Origin of the sequence: Acinetobacter sp. CIP 102129 (assembly GCF_000368305.1) — a bacterium.
Lineage (GTDB): Bacteria > Pseudomonadota > Gammaproteobacteria > Pseudomonadales > Moraxellaceae > Acinetobacter > Acinetobacter parvus.
In genome coordinates this window covers 207241-224049 of sequence record NZ_KB849339.1, presented here as the reverse complement: position 1 = coordinate 224049, position 16809 = coordinate 207241, and the positions used below count along the sequence as shown (strand labels likewise).

Genomic DNA, 16809 nt, shown 5'->3' with positions numbered 1-16809 from the left:
CAACAAATTTTAATCAACTATAGATGCATTGATGCAACGCCTTATTCAAGATTTTTCCATTCCTGCGGTATTTGCTGGTTTTATCACCTTTTTAATCGGGATTAGCGTTTCTGCGGTCTTGGTGATTCAAGGCGCACAATCTTTAGGGGCAAATACTGCACAAATCAGCTCATGGTTTTGGGCACTGGGTTTGGCAATTGGTCTATCAGGCTTAATCCTGTCATGGAAATATAAATATCCCGTTGCAACAGCATGGTCGACCCCTGGGATTGCGTTGATTATCGCTTCTACAGGCCATTATGATTTGTATGAAGCAATTGGTGCTTTCTTAATGTGTGGCGTCGCAATCGCAATCGTTGGATTTTCAGGTATTTTCCAAAAGTTAATGGCGCATATTCCGCAAAGCCTCACGTGTGCGATGCTTGCAGGAATTTTATTAAAATTTGGCATACAGATTTTTAGCAGTATGCAAACTTATCTGGGTTTTATCCTGAGTATGCTGCTGATTTATCTGGTCTCAAAAAGACTGTTTCCGCGTTACAGCATCGTCCTCACCGTAATTTTAGGGGCAATCATTTGCCCATTCTTTATCGAGTTTCAATTGCATTCCATCACATGGTCTTTGGCACAACCTGTCTGGATGCAACCTGCATTTTCATGGTCTGCCTTACTCGGTCTGGCTTTACCATTGTTTGTGATTAATATGATCTCACAGAACTTGCCTGGGATTGCCATGATCAAAAGTTATGGCTATCAACCGCATGTCAATCAACTGGTCGGCTGGACTGGAGTTACCCTGTTTGCAACCATTAGCCATAACGTTGCACTTGCTTTTGCCAATGTCGAAGAACGTGAAGCCGCCTTGCTGACTTTTTTATGTAGCGCTTCTGGTGTGCAGTTCTGGGGGATTGGTTCCGCTTTTTGGGGATTGATCTTAGGTATTTTTGTTTTGATCCTATTCAGGTTGAAACTAAAAAAATAAGCCTTAGTATCCTAAGGCTTATTTAAGAAATGAATTGGTTAACAGTTATTTTTCCTCTAACTCTTTCTGCGCCTCTTCATCGTTTAAAATCCGTCCAGCCTGTTTAGGTCGAATTAATGGTGCAGTTGGACGAGGATGGGCATTGGTATATTGCAGACCCACACCTGCATAAACGTCATCCGCAGCGATTTCTGTTTCAAAACGCTCATTATCACGCTCACGAATTTCATCGGCAATGCGCTGAACCTCATCTTCATCGACACCCAGTTCTTGCAAAATCACGCCGCCAAACTTAATTGCTGATTCAAAGGTTTCACGAATCATATAATCCACTTTTTGCTTGACTAAATAAAGTGAGTGTTCACGGTCATAAGAACGTACCAGCAGCTTGGCCAGTGGAAATTCGTGCGTCACCAGCTCCACAATTCGATTGGTGGTTTCTTTACTATCGACACACACTACGATAGCCTGAGCTGTGGCGGCTCCTGAAGCATGCAAAATATATAAACGACAACCGTCACCATAATAGATTTTAAAACCGAATTTTTCCGCGTTTTGAATCATGTCAATGTCATTATCAATAATGGTGACATCAACGCCTCTTGCCAGTAATAATTGACTGGTCACCTGCCCAAAACGACCAAAACCAATCATTAGCACACTGCCACTCAAGCCTTCAGCAATATTGACATTGTCTAAATTGATCTGATCTTTGGTTTCGGTAAAACGTTTAAACACAATGCCTAAGATTGGAGTCAATACCATAGACAGTACAATAATTGCTGTTAGATTCGACTTAACGGTATTATCAATGACTTGAGCGGAGACAGCAGTAGAAAACAGAACAAAGGCAAATTCACCACCCTGGGCCATCAGCAATGCACGATCCAGTGCTTCGGTATGTGAACTTTTGGTAATGCGGGCAACGATATAGATCATCAGTGCCTTGGCAAACATCATCGCCAACACACCACTTAGAATAAGCTGCCAGTTTTGGGCAACCACGGACAAGTCAAGCGACATCCCGACACCGAGGAAAAACAGGCCCAGTAACAGCCTTCGGAATGGTTCAATATCCGCCTGGATTTGATGCCTGAATGTTGATTCAGATAACAACACACCTGCAAGAAAAGCACCCATCGCCATAGACAAACCACTGACTTGCATCAGCAATGCAGCACCCAGCACAACCAGCAGCGCTGCTGCGGTCATGACTTCTCGTGCTTTTGCAGCGGCAAGTAATCTAAATAAAGGATTGAGTAACCAATAACCTGCGGCGATTAAACCTGCAATTGCGATTAAACCAATACCAATATTTTCTAAACGCGCTGAGGTACTTTCAACCACATGATTCGGTGCCATGAAAGCAACAATTGCAAGTAAAGGAACAATCAATAAGTCTTCAAACAATAAAATTGCGACAATCTTTTGACCTTGTGGCTGTGCTATATCACCACGATCACCTAAAAGTTGCATCACGATTGCGGTAGACGTGAGTACAAAACCAGCCGCCCCAATAAAAGCCACCTGCCATGTGAAGCCAAATAATAGCCCGACACCTGTTAATGCGGTCGCACAGGCTACAATCTGCAATGTCCCCAGGCCAAAGATTTCACGTCTGAGTCCCCATAAATGTGAAGGCTGCATTTCCAGACCAATCACAAACAGGTACATGACAACCCCTAATTCTGCAATATGTAAAATTGATGTGGAGTCGTGGAAAAATGCAAAGCCAAATGGTCCAATGATCAAGCCTGCAATTAAGTAACCCAGTACCGAACCCAAACCTATTCGTTTAAAAATAGGGACTGCAATCACAGCCGCGGCCAATAAAACCACGGGTGCAATTAAGCTAATTGAATGTGCCTCTGAACTCATGTTGTTCTCATTTTTATCAATGCGATTTTATTCTATGTGAAAGCTTAAAAGACTGATATATCATTTATGAGACATAACCTCTCAATTCATTTATTTTCATGCGGATAGAAACAAAAAAACCGTCAACCATGACGACTTTTTTGTGTTCATCTTGAGAATCTAAAGTTATAGCTCACGCACAACTACGCTTTTTGCGATTTTGTCATGCCAACCTTGTTTTTTGCTATCGAATGCAATCCAGATAAAACCCAGAAAGAAAACCAGCGTAGATGGGAAATAACCGATATAACGAAGAATGGCTTGCCCAACCGTCAGGTTTTCACCTGTTTTTTCATCCAGTACCTTTAAACGTAACAACCGTTTTCCAGGTGTTCCTGCAAATTTTACCCAACATACAATATAAAAAACTGCACCAATAATTTGACCAAGCCAATCCGACCATGTCCAGCCTGTAAAACCACTTGCAGCATTTGGTGCGATAATCATCATAATCGGAATTAAAGCAACGATCAGGATAATCGAGTCAATAATTGAAGCTAATAGACGTATCCAAAAACCTGCATATTCGTATGTATGTGACATTTTCCCCTCTCATTTTATTTCTATAAGAATCAATATTTATATATGATATGTGCCTAAGCATATCATTTATACAATATTTTGGTTTAATTCACGATCAAAAAATTCAACTGTGCGTTGCCAAACCACCTTTGCTTCAGGGAGGCCACGACTGACACTGCGGAAACCATGCGGCATGTTATAGGTATAGGCTTCAACCCGATCACCCAGTTTCTGAATCAATTTGTTGCGCTTGGTTGCTGGACAGAATGGATCAACCGTAGCCCAATGCCCTTGTAAAATACGCACTTCATCTAAAGACTCTTTGCTTGGAACACCCACCCCTTGAATCCCCAGAGAATGATGATAAACCACAGGTGCCAGCATATCCTCACGCTTGGCCATCTGAATCACATAACCCCCTGTTAAACACTGCCCTAACATGCCTAACCGACCATTCGATCTTGGGTCTGCCTTTAATGCATCGAGTAAAACATGAATTTCCTGATTAACTTCACTGTCGGCTGCATTAATACGTCCTGCCTTACTCACCATGGCACGAATACAATACTTGACTGCACCACCACTAAATAAATTAGGCACATAAACCAAATAGCCCCGATCAGCCAAGTCTTGGGCATCTTCCCGATACACATCCAGTATGCCAAACAACTCATGCAGCAATAGGATTGCAGGGACTTTTTCTGACGTCTGTGCAGGTGCATACACTTCAACTTCGATTTTACGTGTCGGTAATGTAATTGTTTTTATTTCCATTTCAGCTATCCATTCTTTTAAATCGCTTTTATATTATTTTTGACAATTAATATTGTCAAATAAAAAAGGGCATCAATAGATGCCCCAGCTAAGATTAGAGTGAATTTTTAAAATTTCAGTATACCATTAGAGGCTATGGCTTTTCACCATAAAAACCTGTAAAATTTCCACTTTCCGCAGAATATTTACCTGCATTGTCTTTAAATAGTGTCACATACCCCTTATCCGTAATCACATAATAATTTGTCCCATTTTGCAGAACGTTTGCACCGCAAACTTCTGCAATGGTTGCAGTTGTGCCTTTTGCAATAACTTTTCCTGTCGCTGCATTCAGATTCAAGACCACTGTACCTTTATCACTGTAATCACCGCTATAGCTCGTCAAATCACTGAGTTTGCCTACAGGTAATTTTTGGCTGGCACAGGTTTTAATCGTTGGTGTTGGAGTCGTCGACTGACTGTTATCTAAATGCATCAACAGACTATTATTTTTAACTGTTAGATCTTGCGTTGTCCCACTGACTGCTTTTAATACAGTATTATTAAAATAGAAGCTTTTTGCAGGTTTGGAATTGATCTGTCCATCTTTTACGGTTACACCATTACAGGCAGGATTTGTTCCCACACCACATGCCCACGCATATTGATTATTTTCAACCTGAACAGTTTTTACGACTGTATTTTCAACCGTGATTTTTACATTTTCTTTTTTATCAGCATTAAAAAATGTATAAATATCAGGTGATGTAATTGCAACCGAACTCACCTTACTAAAGCTACAGAAATCATGCGGGGCATTCTTAAAGCCAAGCTTATCATCCGCACCATTTGATTCACAAAGTTGTGGAGAGGCTGTGGTCTTTACACCATAAAAACCTGTAAAATTTCCACTTTCCGCAGAATATATACCTGCATTGTCTTTAAATAGTGTCACATACCCCTTATCCGTAATCACATAATAATTTGTCCCATTTTGCTGAACGTTTGCACCGCAAACTTCTGCAATGGTTGCAGTTGTGCCTTTTGCAATAACTTTTCCTGTCGCTGCATCCAGATTCAAGACCACTGTACCTTTATCACTGTAATCACCGCTATAGCTCGTCAAATCACTGAGTTTGCCTACAGGTAGTTTCTTGCTGGCACAGGTTTCTGTTACTGGGGCAGGAGTTACAGGAACGAAATCAGGAACTGCTGCCACATCTCCTGCTTTTACTTTCTCAATCAGGGCAGCGTAGTCTTTAATTGTTGCTTGATTGGCAGCCAATGATGCCGCAAAAGCATCCAGAGCCTTATCAAATGCATCATCAATTGCAAATTTAGTTGTTAATAGGTCAAAGTTTTCTGGTAATACATAACCATCTGCTTTGAGTTGCTTGGTTAAATTTTCTACCGCAGTTTTCAGTGTGGTTTCTAAAATTGGTTGATAGGTTTTAAACCAGTCACTTGGCGTTTGTGAGCTTGCTAAAGCCAGAGCAAGATCAGTAAATGGCGTGATATTGACATTACCCGCTTTTGTAGCATAACCATGCAAGGTTTGGGTATCTGATGCTTTCACTTCCAATGCACAAGGTAGTTTAGTGCTATCCACCTGGCCTGACCATTCCCCGTGTTCATTGGTTTTAACCTCATTTTTAAACCCAGTGCCATCTTTACAACTCGCTGTGACACTGGCATTTTTAATCGCTGCCCCAACAGCTGCTGTTCCAGCTAAATTACTGTAGGTTGTGGTCGGTGTTGGTGATGTATTACTGTGCTGATCATCGTCATCATGACATGCTGTAAGTAAAACACTGGCAGCAATACAAGCACTCAATAAACTTTTTTTTAACATACGAACCCCATTCGTTATTTCATTCCTTTCGTGATGACAGTAACGCTTTTAGGGTTTTCTGCGTATCCCCAGTTCAGGGGGGATAGCCTAAAATCTATTTTGACTTCAAAAACTTGCTTACAATATGAATATTCAATGAGTTGTGATACTTCTTCATACACGCTAAGGTATAGGCTGTATTTATATCATTATGAGTTATTGCCATGTCACCTCATCATGCCTACCCACTTTCAGTCAGTGAACAGGATTATCTTGATGGCGAATTGCTAACTGATATTAAACATGAATATATTCATGGCGAAGTCTATGCAATGGCTGGGGCAAAAGCGGCGCATAACAGAATTACCCTCAACATTTCCTCTGCATTACACCAACACTTAAAGGGAAAAACCTGCCAGCCTTATAGCGGAGATATGAAAGTTAAAGTAGATAGCTGTTATTTCTATCCTGATGTACTGGTTGATTGTTCAGATTTAGCAGATGACAGTGTTTTTACAGAAACACCGACCATTATTGTTGAGGTATTGTCTAAATCCACGCGCCAGATTGACCGTGTGATCAAACGTGAAAAGTATCTACAGATTCCGACCCTACAGGAATATATCCTGATTGAACAGGGTATTGCCGAGATTGAAGTAGTATGTCGTAGTCAAAACTGGCAATCTCATTTCTACTATTTGGGAGATCACATTACACTGAACTCAATTGGTTTAAGCATTTCAGTTGAAGATATTTATGACCGTGTCAAAAATGAAGATGTCGTGACATGGCTAGAGAAGAAAGCCCTAGCAGAACAAAACCTCTCAAATTAAACCATATTGCTGTGCCAGCAGTGCCGCTTCAGCACGGGAGGAGATATGCAATTTCTGATAAATTGTCTTGATATAGCCATTTATGGTATGGCCAGATAATTTTAATTCGTAGGCGATTTCAGCCACCTGATGCCCCTTGGCAATATAAACAAGCACCTGTTTTTCCCGATTGGTTAAAGTCAGCGACTGTATGGCCTGTTGCTTTTGCTGGTTAAGCTGTTCATGTGTTTTGACATAATTGAGTAGTTTCTGCGTCATGCTTGGGGAAAAGGCATGGATTCCAGCAATCAGGTTTTTCAAATGCTGCTGAAATATAGTGGGTTCAAGGTCTTTCAGCAAGTACCCTTTTGCACCATGACAAATGGCCTCAAACAGATATTGGTCATCTTCAAAAATTGTTACCACCACACTCAGGGTATTGGCAGAATGTTGTGCCAGCCAGTCAATCACCTCTGTTCCCTTTCCATCAGGCAAGGAAAGATCAATCAAGGCCAGATCATAATGTTGTGACAATAATGACTGTTTTGCTTCCTTTACACTATAAACCTGCTGGATACGAATACCTGAAAAGGTTTCAAGCAACATCTGTTTGATCCATGCATTGACTTCCTGTATATCTTCTAAAATCAATGCCGTTCGAATCATGTTTATACCCATTTATATATTGACCATCCATTGCTTTTTGCCAAAGTCGCTATAATGGGAAGATCAACTCAACCCTTGAACCTTTTGCCTCTGGCAGACTTTGGAAATGCAAGGTTGCTGAAAGTTCAGTTGCACGTTCCCTCAGGTTTTTAAGCCCATTCCCCTCAGACTGATTAGTTTCACCATCAAAACCATTACCATCATCACAAATGACAGAAACCAGTTGTGAATCAAGCAGGCTAATCTCAATGATTACACTCTGGGCATTGGCATACTTCATTATATTACTAATGATTTCCCGAAGCATAGAAATATAATGCCTGTATTGTGCATAACTTAAGGTGATGGGTACATCTCCAAGATTTTGTTGCCAATTCAGTTCTATCCCACAACTTTGCAGGCGGGTCACAACCTCATGCTCAAACTCCTGCAAAACCACATTTAACTCAACACCCGTACCCAACAGACCATTGACGATGGTACGCATTTCGGCAATCGCCTGACGAATGGCCTGCTTGGCTTGATCCACATCGTTCTGGTAGAGGCCTGATAATAGTTTTGCCCCCAGATCATCGTGCAAATCTCGGGCTATACGGTGTCTTTCCTCGCGCACACCATTGTCATAGGCAACCCGACTCTCGACTGCCTGAGCTAAAAATGGCAATAAATTCTGAATCAACTGTTGGTCATAGGCATTAAACAAACGGCGGCCTTGCTGCGGATAGCTGAGACGCATCGCTGCCAGTCCTGCCACCTGTGGGGTATACATCACCAGTCCATTATCTTCAATTTGGCTATTATTTTCGTGTTCACTTATTTCAAGGTTTAATGGCTGAAACAGGTCATTCAACAAGGCTTTCCACTGTAACTGGCGTTCCTGCTCATTCACCGCAAAGCTGACCTGCAAGATTCGCTCAAACAGTTCGCTGTCGGATAATTTTTTACGTTGTAACAGCCGTGCCTGTAGCCAGCCACGGACAGGCAGCCAAATCAGACCACAGATCAGGATAGCCAGACTGAGTGACATAAGTGGGCTTAACATCATCACCAGAAAGGCATCCAGCAACACCAGTAAAATCGCTCCTGCCAGCCAGTACAGAATTCCGAATGCCCAACGGTCCAGACTAAATAACTGATAGCGTTTTAAGCCAATCGCAATACCAATGGTCACAAACAGGAAGAAACCGAACGAATAGGCTTGTGACATATTCAGCTGAATATCAAGTAGCTGGGTACTCTGAACCAAAAATACAAATGCGCCGCTACTAACCAGAATCCATAAGGCAAACCAGCGCAATGCCACTTTTGCCCGTGGATCATGTCGGTTTGCCCGCCATTGCCAAACCATATAGTCAAATCATTATAAAACTAATACAACTCAGTCGATGAGTTATTTCGAGTTTTTTTCGAATCCTGTATGAATAATAAAGTAGTTTGACTATACATAAAATTGCGCTCAGCATTTGTAAGGTAACGGGTAAGTCTCCCCCCATGCTTGGTTCAGGTAATAGAAATAAGTTATCGAGCAACCACCAACCAGAGAAAAATATCGGTATTGCCCACAACCATTGGGTTCGGATCAACTGCTTTGGGTACACCAGGAATAGACTGATTAATGCACAGCCATATAGCAATGCACCACCCGTATTGATTGCGACCAGTACCCGAAATAATTCGGCATTTAAAGCCAGATCACGGGTGCTATAGATGGCTGCGGAAAAGGCGAATACTGGATAGGCCGCATTGAGTAAGGCAAAAACACGCGGGGCGATTTCATTGGGACGCAATACCCAAATCCAGCAGCCCAGTAAAAACCCAATCGAACTGACAGCAAGCTGAAACCAGAACTCAAAAGGTAAATCCCGAAGCTTTCGTTTAGGCTGAATATTGACAGGATATGGCGTTGAGCTTGAATGATCGCCTGACTGCAAAAATATGTGCTGATGCTGGCTCATCAGTTGATGAACTTGGCTCTGCTTGATAAAAAATTGCTGCATCTCAGGATAAGTCGCAACAAAATGCGGGTCTTCAGTAAAGTCATTTGCATTGAGTAGTATTCGGTTCTCCCCACCTGCTGATGAAATCGCAACTGAATCCACATTCTGTAATATCAATCGCTGCCCATCAAATACCGAAATTTTCTGGCGTTCTTTAACTTCAAAGCGTAAATGGCTACTGGGCTGATTTACCGCACAATAGATGACCGCAATAAGGGCCAACGACAATCCTAAAATGGCATAAAACAACCGATCCGCTGGTGTTTTGCGACGCAAAGCCATGTATCACCACAATATGAGTATCCTTTCTGTGAGCTAATGATAATCCAGAACATATAAAAAAGGATGCTGTGACAGCATCCTTTCTGACGAAAATAATGTGTTATTCAATGTTTAGCATACTGCTCAAGGTTTCAGATACATTCTTAGATTTCACTTTCGGTTGCAACGCCTTCAATGCCTGCTGTACCTGACTGCGTTGTGGCTCAGCCAAAGTGTACCAGCGAGAAAGTACCTGTAATAAACGGGAACCTAAAATTGGGTTTTTCTCATCCAAATAAGCGCCAAGCTCAATAAAATGATCGACACCAAAGCTCCACGTATTCACTGGATTTGCAGCAAGCCCACCACTCACTGCACGGATACGATTCGGTGTTCCCAAATCATAATCTACATGCTGGGTCAAATATTTGATGGTTTCTTCAGTCGCATTCGGATTGGATGCTTGAATGCTAAACCACTGATCCAGCGACAAGGCTTCATCTTTAAAACGATTATAGAAGTCATCCAAAGCATCTTGAGCCTGTGGTGCATCATTGCAGACCAGCACACGCAATGCCCCCAAACGTTCAGACATATTGCCCGTGTTTTGATATTGCGCATAAGCCAAATCAAATACCGACTCATCGCCCTGACGTGCCAGCATATTTAGCATGATATTTTTAAGCGCCCGCACACCCATCGCCAAAGAAAACTCTTTTTGCATCTCTGGGTCTAAAGATAGATAGCTGTCTTTCCAGAATGAACCCAACTCACGAGCCAACCGATCCAGTACTGCTTCACGTTTCTCACGAATAAGCTCAGGTTCATAATCCTGATCAATACGGCTGCCCAAGTAGTTTTCGCTTGGCACATCAAACAAGCGTGAGGCAAGCAAAGGATCTTTATTGACCAATTCAGGCAAGGTATTTTTAATCGCCTGAATATAGGCATCGACCTTATGCTCTTCTAAAAGAATACGTTCCAGCAAGGTTTGTGTGGCTTGCCATTGGTTAAAACCGTTGGTTTCATGCTGAATCAGGAAAGCAAGATCTTCATCTGAATAGTCAAACACCAGATTGACAGGTGCAGAGAAATTACGCAATAACGATGCAACAGGTTGTTGAGTCACACCTGTAAATTCAATACTCGCCTCATCCTGATCAAATAAATACACCCCATCTTTAACATCATCCACAAACAGATCAGGGCTATGCAAAGTATATTGCTCACCTGTATTGGCATTAAATAAAGCCAAGGCCACAGGAATTGGCACTGCTTTTAAATTTGGATATTTAGGATGTGCTTTTAGGCTTTGTTTGAAGCTTAAACGATAGGTCTGTGTAGCGGCATCATATTCACCTTTAACTTCTAGCTTTGGTGTACCAGGTTGGTTATACCAAGTGAGAAAGTTAGAGAGATCAACACCTGACCCTGCGCTTAATGCAGCAACCCAGTCTTCCACCGTCACTGCCTGACCATCATGACGACGAAAATATTCGTCCGTTCCTTTACGGTATTTTTCTTTACCCAATAAAGTCGCCATCATGCGGTTAATTTCTGCACCTTTTTCATAAACCGTTGCAGTATAGAAATTATTGATTTCAACAAAATGATCTGGGCGTGGCGGATGTGATAATGGACCTGCATCTTCAGGAAATTGATGTGACTTCAACACCGCTACATCATCAATACGTTGGACTGCCGCAGACTGTAAATCCTCAGAGAAAGACTGGTCACGGAAAACTGTCAAACCTTCCTTTAGACACAACTGGAACCAGTCACGGCAGGTAATACGGTTGCCTGTCCAGTTATGAAAATATTCATGGGCAATCACCGACTGCACTCGCATAATGGCTGCATCAGTGGTGTATTCCTCATCAGCAAGCACACAAGACGTATTAAAGATATTTAAACCTTTATTTTCCATTGCACCCATATTGAACTGGCTCACTGCCACAATCATGTAGTTATCGAGATCATACGGGCGACCATAGTGTTCTTCGTCCCAGCGCATTGAATGCTTTAGTGCTTCCATCGCGATATGGCATTTTGGAATATCTTTTTCAATCGCATAAATTTCCAGAGCAACATCACGTCCCTCAGACGTGGTATAGCGATCTTTCAGTACCGCTAAATCACCAATCACACAGGCAAATAAATAGCTTGGCTTCTTGGTCGGGTCTTGCCAGATGGCAAAATGGCGGTCCTCTCCCACTTCACCTGTTTCCAATAAGTTACCATTTGCAAGTAATACTGGATATTTTTTGTCAGCTTCAACACGGGTGGTAAATTCTGCCAACACATCTGGACGGTCTGGATAGAATGTAATTTTACGGAAGCCCTCAGGCTCATTCTGGGTGACAAATAAGCCACCCGCCTTATACAACCCCTCAAGCTGGGTATTTGATTCAGGATGAATAATCACTTTGGTTTGCACAATGACCTGATCTGGTGCATCGGTGATCACCAACTGCTCACTGTCCAGCTGATATTGATCGGCATTCAACAACTGTCCATTCATTTGAATGGATTGTAACTCCAGATCACGACCCAACAATACCAGCTCACCCGCTGCCTGACGTTTCATGACCAATGTTGAATCAACAATGGTGTGATCATCATAGACCTGAATGTCCAAATGAATCGACTCAACCAGAAAAGCGGGTTTTTGATAATCTTTTAAATAAATGGTTTGATCTGCCTGTACAGGAGGTTGTGCCGCAATGTTCATCAGTATTCCTTGTCTTTGGTCATGTCTTTTTGATGGTCTTGTTGGCAAGACTCGTAATGACTTGATCATACGCCAACTGATACCGCCTGTCTTTAAGACCCCGTATGAGTTTTAACAATTTTATTGAGCTAAACTCTGTCATTTTCAAATCAAATTGAGTCAATAGGCTGATAGTTTAGACAAAATTACAACATAGGTTTCTATTCTTAAATAAAAACCACAGAAGCAATTGCATTTCATCGCTCAATTTACATTTTTTTCCAGACTTTTACATTTTGTGCATGGTTATTGCTTAATGATATATGCCAATGTAGGTATATAAAATAACAAGCGAGGGCTACTGTTATGGAATTAAAAGCACATTTGTATCGTCTAGAAAATATTAAGGCAATCCATGATCTTGCTGCTGCAGGCGTTGATCATCATGTGATTTCAGTATTCTTATCGGCGGAGGGTATTGATCTTAGCGCCCTGCAAGTTACCAATATCGTGAATACCTATGATGTGCTTGGAAAAGAAAAAGTACCAAGCAAAAAAGTACAGGCATTGATTGCCGCGAAAAAAATCGGTGAGGAAGACGAAAATCTACCGTGCCCCGTTTAGTTGACCCAATAAAAAACCTCGAATCCCAATAGATTCGAGGTTTTTTTAAATAAAATTAAGGGTTTGCACTATCTGTACGAATCCAGACTACGGTACGACCCAATGCAGACACCCCCATATAACCACGCATGCGCAGGCGTTTACCTTCACCAGTCACCACAGCCTTACCTTTATAAATTCGCCCAGATGTAGGTTCCAGTACTCGACCATCAATATAAGCATTTGCCTTATTTGGATCTTCCCTAAATCCAGATAAAATCTCCAAACCCAGAATGGGTTTATTGGTATAAGGTGCTGGACATTTGGTGCAGTTGGTCAGTGCAATACCATGCGAGTTCGGATAACGATAAACAATTTTTCCATGATAACGACCATCATTTCCTTTACGGATTTCAACAATTGACAGTTGTTCACCTGTACGTTCTTCAATACTTTTCCAGTAACCTTCGATAGAGGCTGCATAAGTCATAAGACTTGTAAATGTGATTGATAATCCCAAGAATCCTTTCATGAATACACGATTTAACATATTATCTCCGTTAACTTTAAATAACACTTCGTACTTATCAGACTTGATTAAAATTTTATTCATTAAATCAAGTTTATCTTACCCTATACCACCAAGTTTTTTATAGTTAAATCAGCTTAAATACGACTTAATATTTAGACCTGTATTTAAGGGTTTGCACTGTCTGTACGAAGCCAGACTACGGTGCGGCCCAATGCAGACACCCCCATGTAACCACGCATACGCATCCGCTTGCCATCAGCACTGAGTTGCGCCTTACCTTTATAGATATTTCCTGTTTTAGGCTCTAAAACACGACCATCAATATAGTGATTTGGGTTCTTTGGATCTTCTTTTAACCCCTAGGCAATCTGGAGACCCAGAATGGGTATATTTTTGAAAGGTTCAGGGCACTTGACACAGTTGGTCAGTATATTCCCACCACCTAGAACAGGATAACGATAAACAATGGTTGCTGTATAAGTCGTATCAGGTTTCTTTTTTATTTCGACAATTGAAAGCTGCTCGCCTGTACGGTCGTCAATGCTTTTCCAATACCTTTCAGGTGTTGTAGCAAAACCATCTGTTGAAAGCATTGCCAAAGAAATTCCCATGATTCCATTCATGAGTGAGTTTTTTTTGCATAAAACGCTCCATAATGCAAAACAGGTCCATCTCATTTATATATATCTATTCTAATGTTTGAAGACAGTCAACAAGGTAAATGTATATTTGACTGTCTAAAATGAGAGTGAATTTTAACTGGTTCACATATTTAAAAATAAACCACTAGGATGACGCACTATCCGTCCTAGTCCATACCACTGTACGACCTAAAGCAGAAATCCCAACATAACCATGCATAAAAAGACGCTTGCCATCTGGGCTTAGACCTGCTTTACCTTTATAGGTTTTAGCTGTTTTGCTTTCAAGGATGTCTCCATCTATGTAGTTATTGGGGCGTTTCGGGTCTTCCACCAATCCAGTTAATACCTCAAGTCCCATACGTGGCTTATTGGTATAAGGTCATAAAATTAATTTTTAGCTACAGTTCTCGCTATCAGGTCTCATGTTGAACTACTTTTAACGATACAAACTTTGCATGATTGTCTTGGTCCAGCATGTATAATCTTTTTTTTATAAATATGGGTTAGGCATCAATGGAGTTACAGATTCTACAAAAACAGTTAGATGAAAGTAGCCACTGTCCACTGTGCCATGCTTCCATGTACTGGATTGATGCGGAACAATACACACATGAACTGCAATTTCATGAATGTAGCCACTGCCAGCATCGCGTTTTTAAGTCAGACAGCAACCTAAATTGTCATTGTGCCTCCTGTACAGCACAACGCAAAAAACAGACCCAACAAACGCGCTTGCAGGAACAGCGTAAAAACAAGGTAAAAGATGAAGTCATTTACAGCCTTGATCAGCTCAGTTTTCTCAACAAGTTATTCCTGCTCAGCCTACTGGATCAGTATGCGCGTGAGGATGTCCAACATGACGAACTCATTCATTGGAAAAATTGCAAATATCACGAAATTACGCCGAATTACCTATTTCAGAACCATCTTGTTCAGGAACTGCTAAAAGCAGGCATTTTAAAACCGCAGGATTCAGGCATTGAAACCGAGCACTATTACTTAAATGTTCGTCTGGATGGTTATGCTGACCCAAGTCTTTTTAGCATCACACAGCAACTGCGCCACTGGTTTTATGAAAACCTGAGTTTGGGTATTCCATTCCAGACCACGGATGAAGTGAAAGATACTCTTTACCTTGTTCTATATCAGGAAATTGTTCAGTTTATGCAGTTTTACTGCCGTACCTGGGGCATCCAGATAGCAGGAAATCGACATTTTCAGGGCTTCTGTTATCGCTTGATGGAAAACCTTGCGGTAGGACAAATTTACTACTTAATCCAGACCGCACTGGAATATCTGTACAAACAAAAGGCATTGCAGCCCCGAAATGACAAGTTTATCAACACCAACCTGCTCAAAAAGACACTGGAACAGTATCGGGAACGTGCCTTGACTGAACGCTGGGAAACCTCCACCTTACCAAGACCACATAATATTCCGTTTAGTAAAATGAGCGAGATTCTACTGTTTAAGTTTCTTGGTTATGATGAGCGTATTTTCATACAACCTGTGTGGAAATCGTGGCGTAAAATTGAACCGCGCCTCAGTTTTTATTCTGTAAAACGTTGCATGTATTGTGGTTCAAATGATCTGGTGGTGGATTATGATGCCAAGGATTATGTCTCGCTGATCTGTCGCCATTGCAAGCATCAAGACCACTATTTCACACGTTAAAGCTTATAAGGATTTGCGATGTCATCAAAACAACAACTGATTGAACAGATTATTCAGGCGTGGCATGAACTACAGCGACAAACACCTTTGGTTCAGTGCATGACCAATAGTGTTGCCAATAATTATGTGGCTAATATTCTGCTGGCGGCTGGCGCGTCCCCTGCCATGATTGACAACCCATTTGAGGCGGAAAGTTTTACGCAAATCAGTTCAGCCTTAAGTATCAATATCGGAACACCGACGACTGAACAAACTCAGGCTATGCTGATTTCGGCACAAACAGCGCAACAACATCAAGTGCCGTGGGTGCTTGATCCAGTGGGTTATGGTGCTGTTTTAAAATGGCGGAGTGAAACGGTTGACCAGCTTCTGCACTTTAAACCGACCATTATTCGGGGCAATGCCTCTGAAATCAGTACGCTTGCAGGCAGCCAGGTACAATCAAAAGGTGTGGACAGCACCCTCGATAGTCAGGGTGTCTATGCCCAGGCAAAAAGCCTATTACAGCATGCTGAATGTATTGCAATCTCAGGTGAATCGGACTACCTCATTTCCAGACAGCTTGATGCTGTGATTAAGGTGAACGGCGGGAGTCATTTGCAGCCTAAAATCACCGCAACAGGCTGTGCCCTGGGAGCATTAACGGCGGCATATAGTGCGGTCAGTTCTCCACTCATTGCAGCACTTGCCTCACATACACATTTCGCAATTGCGGGAAAGCTTGCCTATGATCAGGCACAAACCGTAGGCAGCTTTAATGTCATGTTTATGGATTATGTGCACATGCTTGATGAAAATCTGATTCAGCAATATGTGGATATAGAAATATTGGAATAAAACCCTATTTGGCATGAATAAAAGCCATTAAATAATGTCTAAATCATTGCCTTGAATCAGGTATGGCA

General features: G+C 41.7%; 12 protein-coding genes and 3 pseudogenes. 5 read left to right on the top strand and 10 right to left on the bottom strand.

The annotated features are described in order from the left end of the window. The first annotated feature begins 31 nt into the window (after positions 1-31). On the top strand, positions 32-982 hold the full coding sequence (locus F973_RS02585) for a benzoate/H(+) symporter BenE family transporter (RefSeq protein ID WP_004759852.1): 951 nt from the start codon (positions 32-34) through the stop codon (positions 980-982). 45 nt (positions 983-1027) lie between these two features. On the opposite strand, the gene F973_RS02580 is transcribed toward F973_RS02585, so the two are convergent. The 4 genes from F973_RS02580 to F973_RS02565 form a co-directional block, all read right to left on the bottom strand. Further along, complete coding sequence (locus F973_RS02580; protein WP_004759851.1) at positions 1028-2860, bottom strand: monovalent cation:proton antiporter-2 (CPA2) family protein; 1833 nt, start codon at positions 2858-2860, stop codon at positions 1028-1030. Positions 2861-3025: 165 nt separating this feature from the next. Beyond that, positions 3026-3442 carry an RDD family protein gene (locus tag F973_RS02575; RefSeq protein WP_004680975.1) on the bottom strand — a complete coding sequence of 139 codons (417 nt, stop codon included), beginning with the start codon at positions 3440-3442 and terminating at the stop codon, positions 3026-3028. Positions 3443-3508: 66 nt separating this feature from the next. After that, positions 3509-4195: a dienelactone hydrolase family protein gene (locus tag F973_RS02570; RefSeq protein WP_004759850.1), complete on the bottom strand. Its 687-nt coding sequence runs from the start codon at positions 4193-4195 to the stop codon at positions 3509-3511. Positions 4196-4328: 133 nt separating this feature from the next. After that, positions 4329-6026, bottom strand: a complete 1698-nt coding sequence (locus tag F973_RS02565) for a hypothetical protein (RefSeq protein ID WP_004759848.1) — start codon at positions 6024-6026, stop codon at positions 4329-4331. 203 nt (positions 6027-6229) lie between these two features. On the opposite strand from F973_RS02565, the gene F973_RS02560 reads away from it, so the two are divergent. Continuing rightward, positions 6230-6838 carry a Uma2 family endonuclease gene (locus F973_RS02560; protein WP_004677877.1) on the top strand — a complete coding sequence of 203 codons (609 nt, stop codon included), beginning with the start codon at positions 6230-6232 and terminating at the stop codon, positions 6836-6838. Here the strand turns inward: F973_RS02560 and F973_RS02555 are convergent. The 3 genes and pseudogenes from F973_RS02555 to pepN all read right to left on the bottom strand — a co-directional run bounded on the left by F973_RS02555 (position 6830) and on the right by pepN (position 12472). Further along, positions 6830-7483, bottom strand: coding sequence for a response regulator transcription factor (locus F973_RS02555; RefSeq protein WP_034432134.1), 654 nt, complete (start codon positions 7481-7483; stop codon positions 6830-6832). The two genes, F973_RS02560 and F973_RS02555, sit on opposite strands and share 9 nt — an antisense overlap. A gap of 49 nt (positions 7484-7532) precedes the next feature. Further along, a pseudogene (locus F973_RS15585) lies at positions 7533-9762 on the bottom strand (sensor histidine kinase). Between the two features lie 100 nt (positions 9763-9862). Beyond that, positions 9863-12472: an aminopeptidase N gene (gene pepN / locus F973_RS02545; protein WP_004759841.1), complete on the bottom strand. Its 2610-nt coding sequence runs from the start codon at positions 12470-12472 to the stop codon at positions 9863-9865. A gap of 345 nt (positions 12473-12817) precedes the next feature. On the opposite strand from pepN, the gene F973_RS02540 reads away from it, so the two are divergent. Next, the gene (locus tag F973_RS02540) at positions 12818-13075 is read left to right on the top strand and encodes a hypothetical protein (protein WP_004759839.1); all 258 of its coding nucleotides are present in this window, start codon (positions 12818-12820) and stop codon (positions 13073-13075) included. A gap of 55 nt (positions 13076-13130) precedes the next feature. Here F973_RS02540 and F973_RS02535 read toward each other — a convergent pair whose 3' ends face one another. The 3 genes and pseudogenes from F973_RS02535 to F973_RS02525 all read right to left on the bottom strand — a co-directional run. Continuing rightward, positions 13131-13604, bottom strand: a complete 474-nt coding sequence (locus tag F973_RS02535; RefSeq protein ID WP_004759838.1) for a DUF2147 domain-containing protein — start codon at positions 13602-13604, stop codon at positions 13131-13133. 146 nt (positions 13605-13750) lie between these two features. Then, positions 13751-14263 (bottom strand): annotated as a pseudogene (locus F973_RS14375) (DUF2147 domain-containing protein). A 109-nt stretch (positions 14264-14372) separates the two neighbouring features. Further along, a pseudogene (locus tag F973_RS02525) lies at positions 14373-14609 on the bottom strand (DUF2147 domain-containing protein); the annotation flags it as partial. Between the two features lie 134 nt (positions 14610-14743). Here F973_RS02525 and F973_RS02520 point away from each other — a divergent pair. Together F973_RS02520 and thiM are read left to right on the top strand one after the other, a co-directional pair. Beyond that, positions 14744-15904: a hypothetical protein gene (locus tag F973_RS02520; protein ID WP_004759834.1), complete on the top strand. Its 1161-nt coding sequence runs from the start codon at positions 14744-14746 to the stop codon at positions 15902-15904. A gap of 18 nt (positions 15905-15922) precedes the next feature. Further along, a complete protein-coding gene (gene thiM, locus F973_RS02515) occupies positions 15923-16741 on the top strand; it encodes a hydroxyethylthiazole kinase (RefSeq protein ID WP_004759833.1) in 819 nt (272 codons plus the stop codon). The last annotated feature ends 68 nt before the right edge of the window (positions 16742-16809 follow it).

Bases quoted from the DNA above. Each gene is read 5' to 3' on its own strand.
- F973_RS02585 (WP_004759852.1), top strand. From the start codon at position 32: ATGCAACGCCTTATTCAAGATTTTTCCATTCCTGCGGTATTTGCTGGT.
- F973_RS02580 (WP_004759851.1), bottom strand. From the start codon at position 2,860: ATGAGTTCAGAGGCACATTCAATTAGCTTAATTGCACCCGTGGTTTTA.
- F973_RS02575 (WP_004680975.1), bottom strand. From the start codon at position 3,442: ATGTCACATACATACGAATATGCAGGTTTTTGGATACGTCTATTAGCT.
- F973_RS02570 (WP_004759850.1), bottom strand. From the start codon at position 4,195: ATGGAAATAAAAACAATTACATTACCGACACGTAAAATCGAAGTTGAA.
- F973_RS02565 (WP_004759848.1), bottom strand. From the start codon at position 6,026: ATGTTAAAAAAAAGTTTATTGAGTGCTTGTATTGCTGCCAGTGTTTTA.
- F973_RS02560 (WP_004677877.1), top strand. From the start codon at position 6,230: ATGTCACCTCATCATGCCTACCCACTTTCAGTCAGTGAACAGGATTAT.
- F973_RS02555 (WP_034432134.1), bottom strand. From the start codon at position 7,483: ATGATTCGAACGGCATTGATTTTAGAAGATATACAGGAAGTCAATGCA.
- pepN (WP_004759841.1), bottom strand. From the start codon at position 12,472: ATGAACATTGCGGCACAACCTCCTGTACAGGCAGATCAAACCATTTAT.
- F973_RS02540 (WP_004759839.1), top strand. From the start codon at position 12,818: ATGGAATTAAAAGCACATTTGTATCGTCTAGAAAATATTAAGGCAATC.
- F973_RS02535 (WP_004759838.1), bottom strand. From the start codon at position 13,604: ATGTTAAATCGTGTATTCATGAAAGGATTCTTGGGATTATCAATCACA.
- F973_RS02520 (WP_004759834.1), top strand. From the start codon at position 14,744: ATGGAGTTACAGATTCTACAAAAACAGTTAGATGAAAGTAGCCACTGT.
- thiM (WP_004759833.1), top strand. From the start codon at position 15,923: ATGTCATCAAAACAACAACTGATTGAACAGATTATTCAGGCGTGGCAT.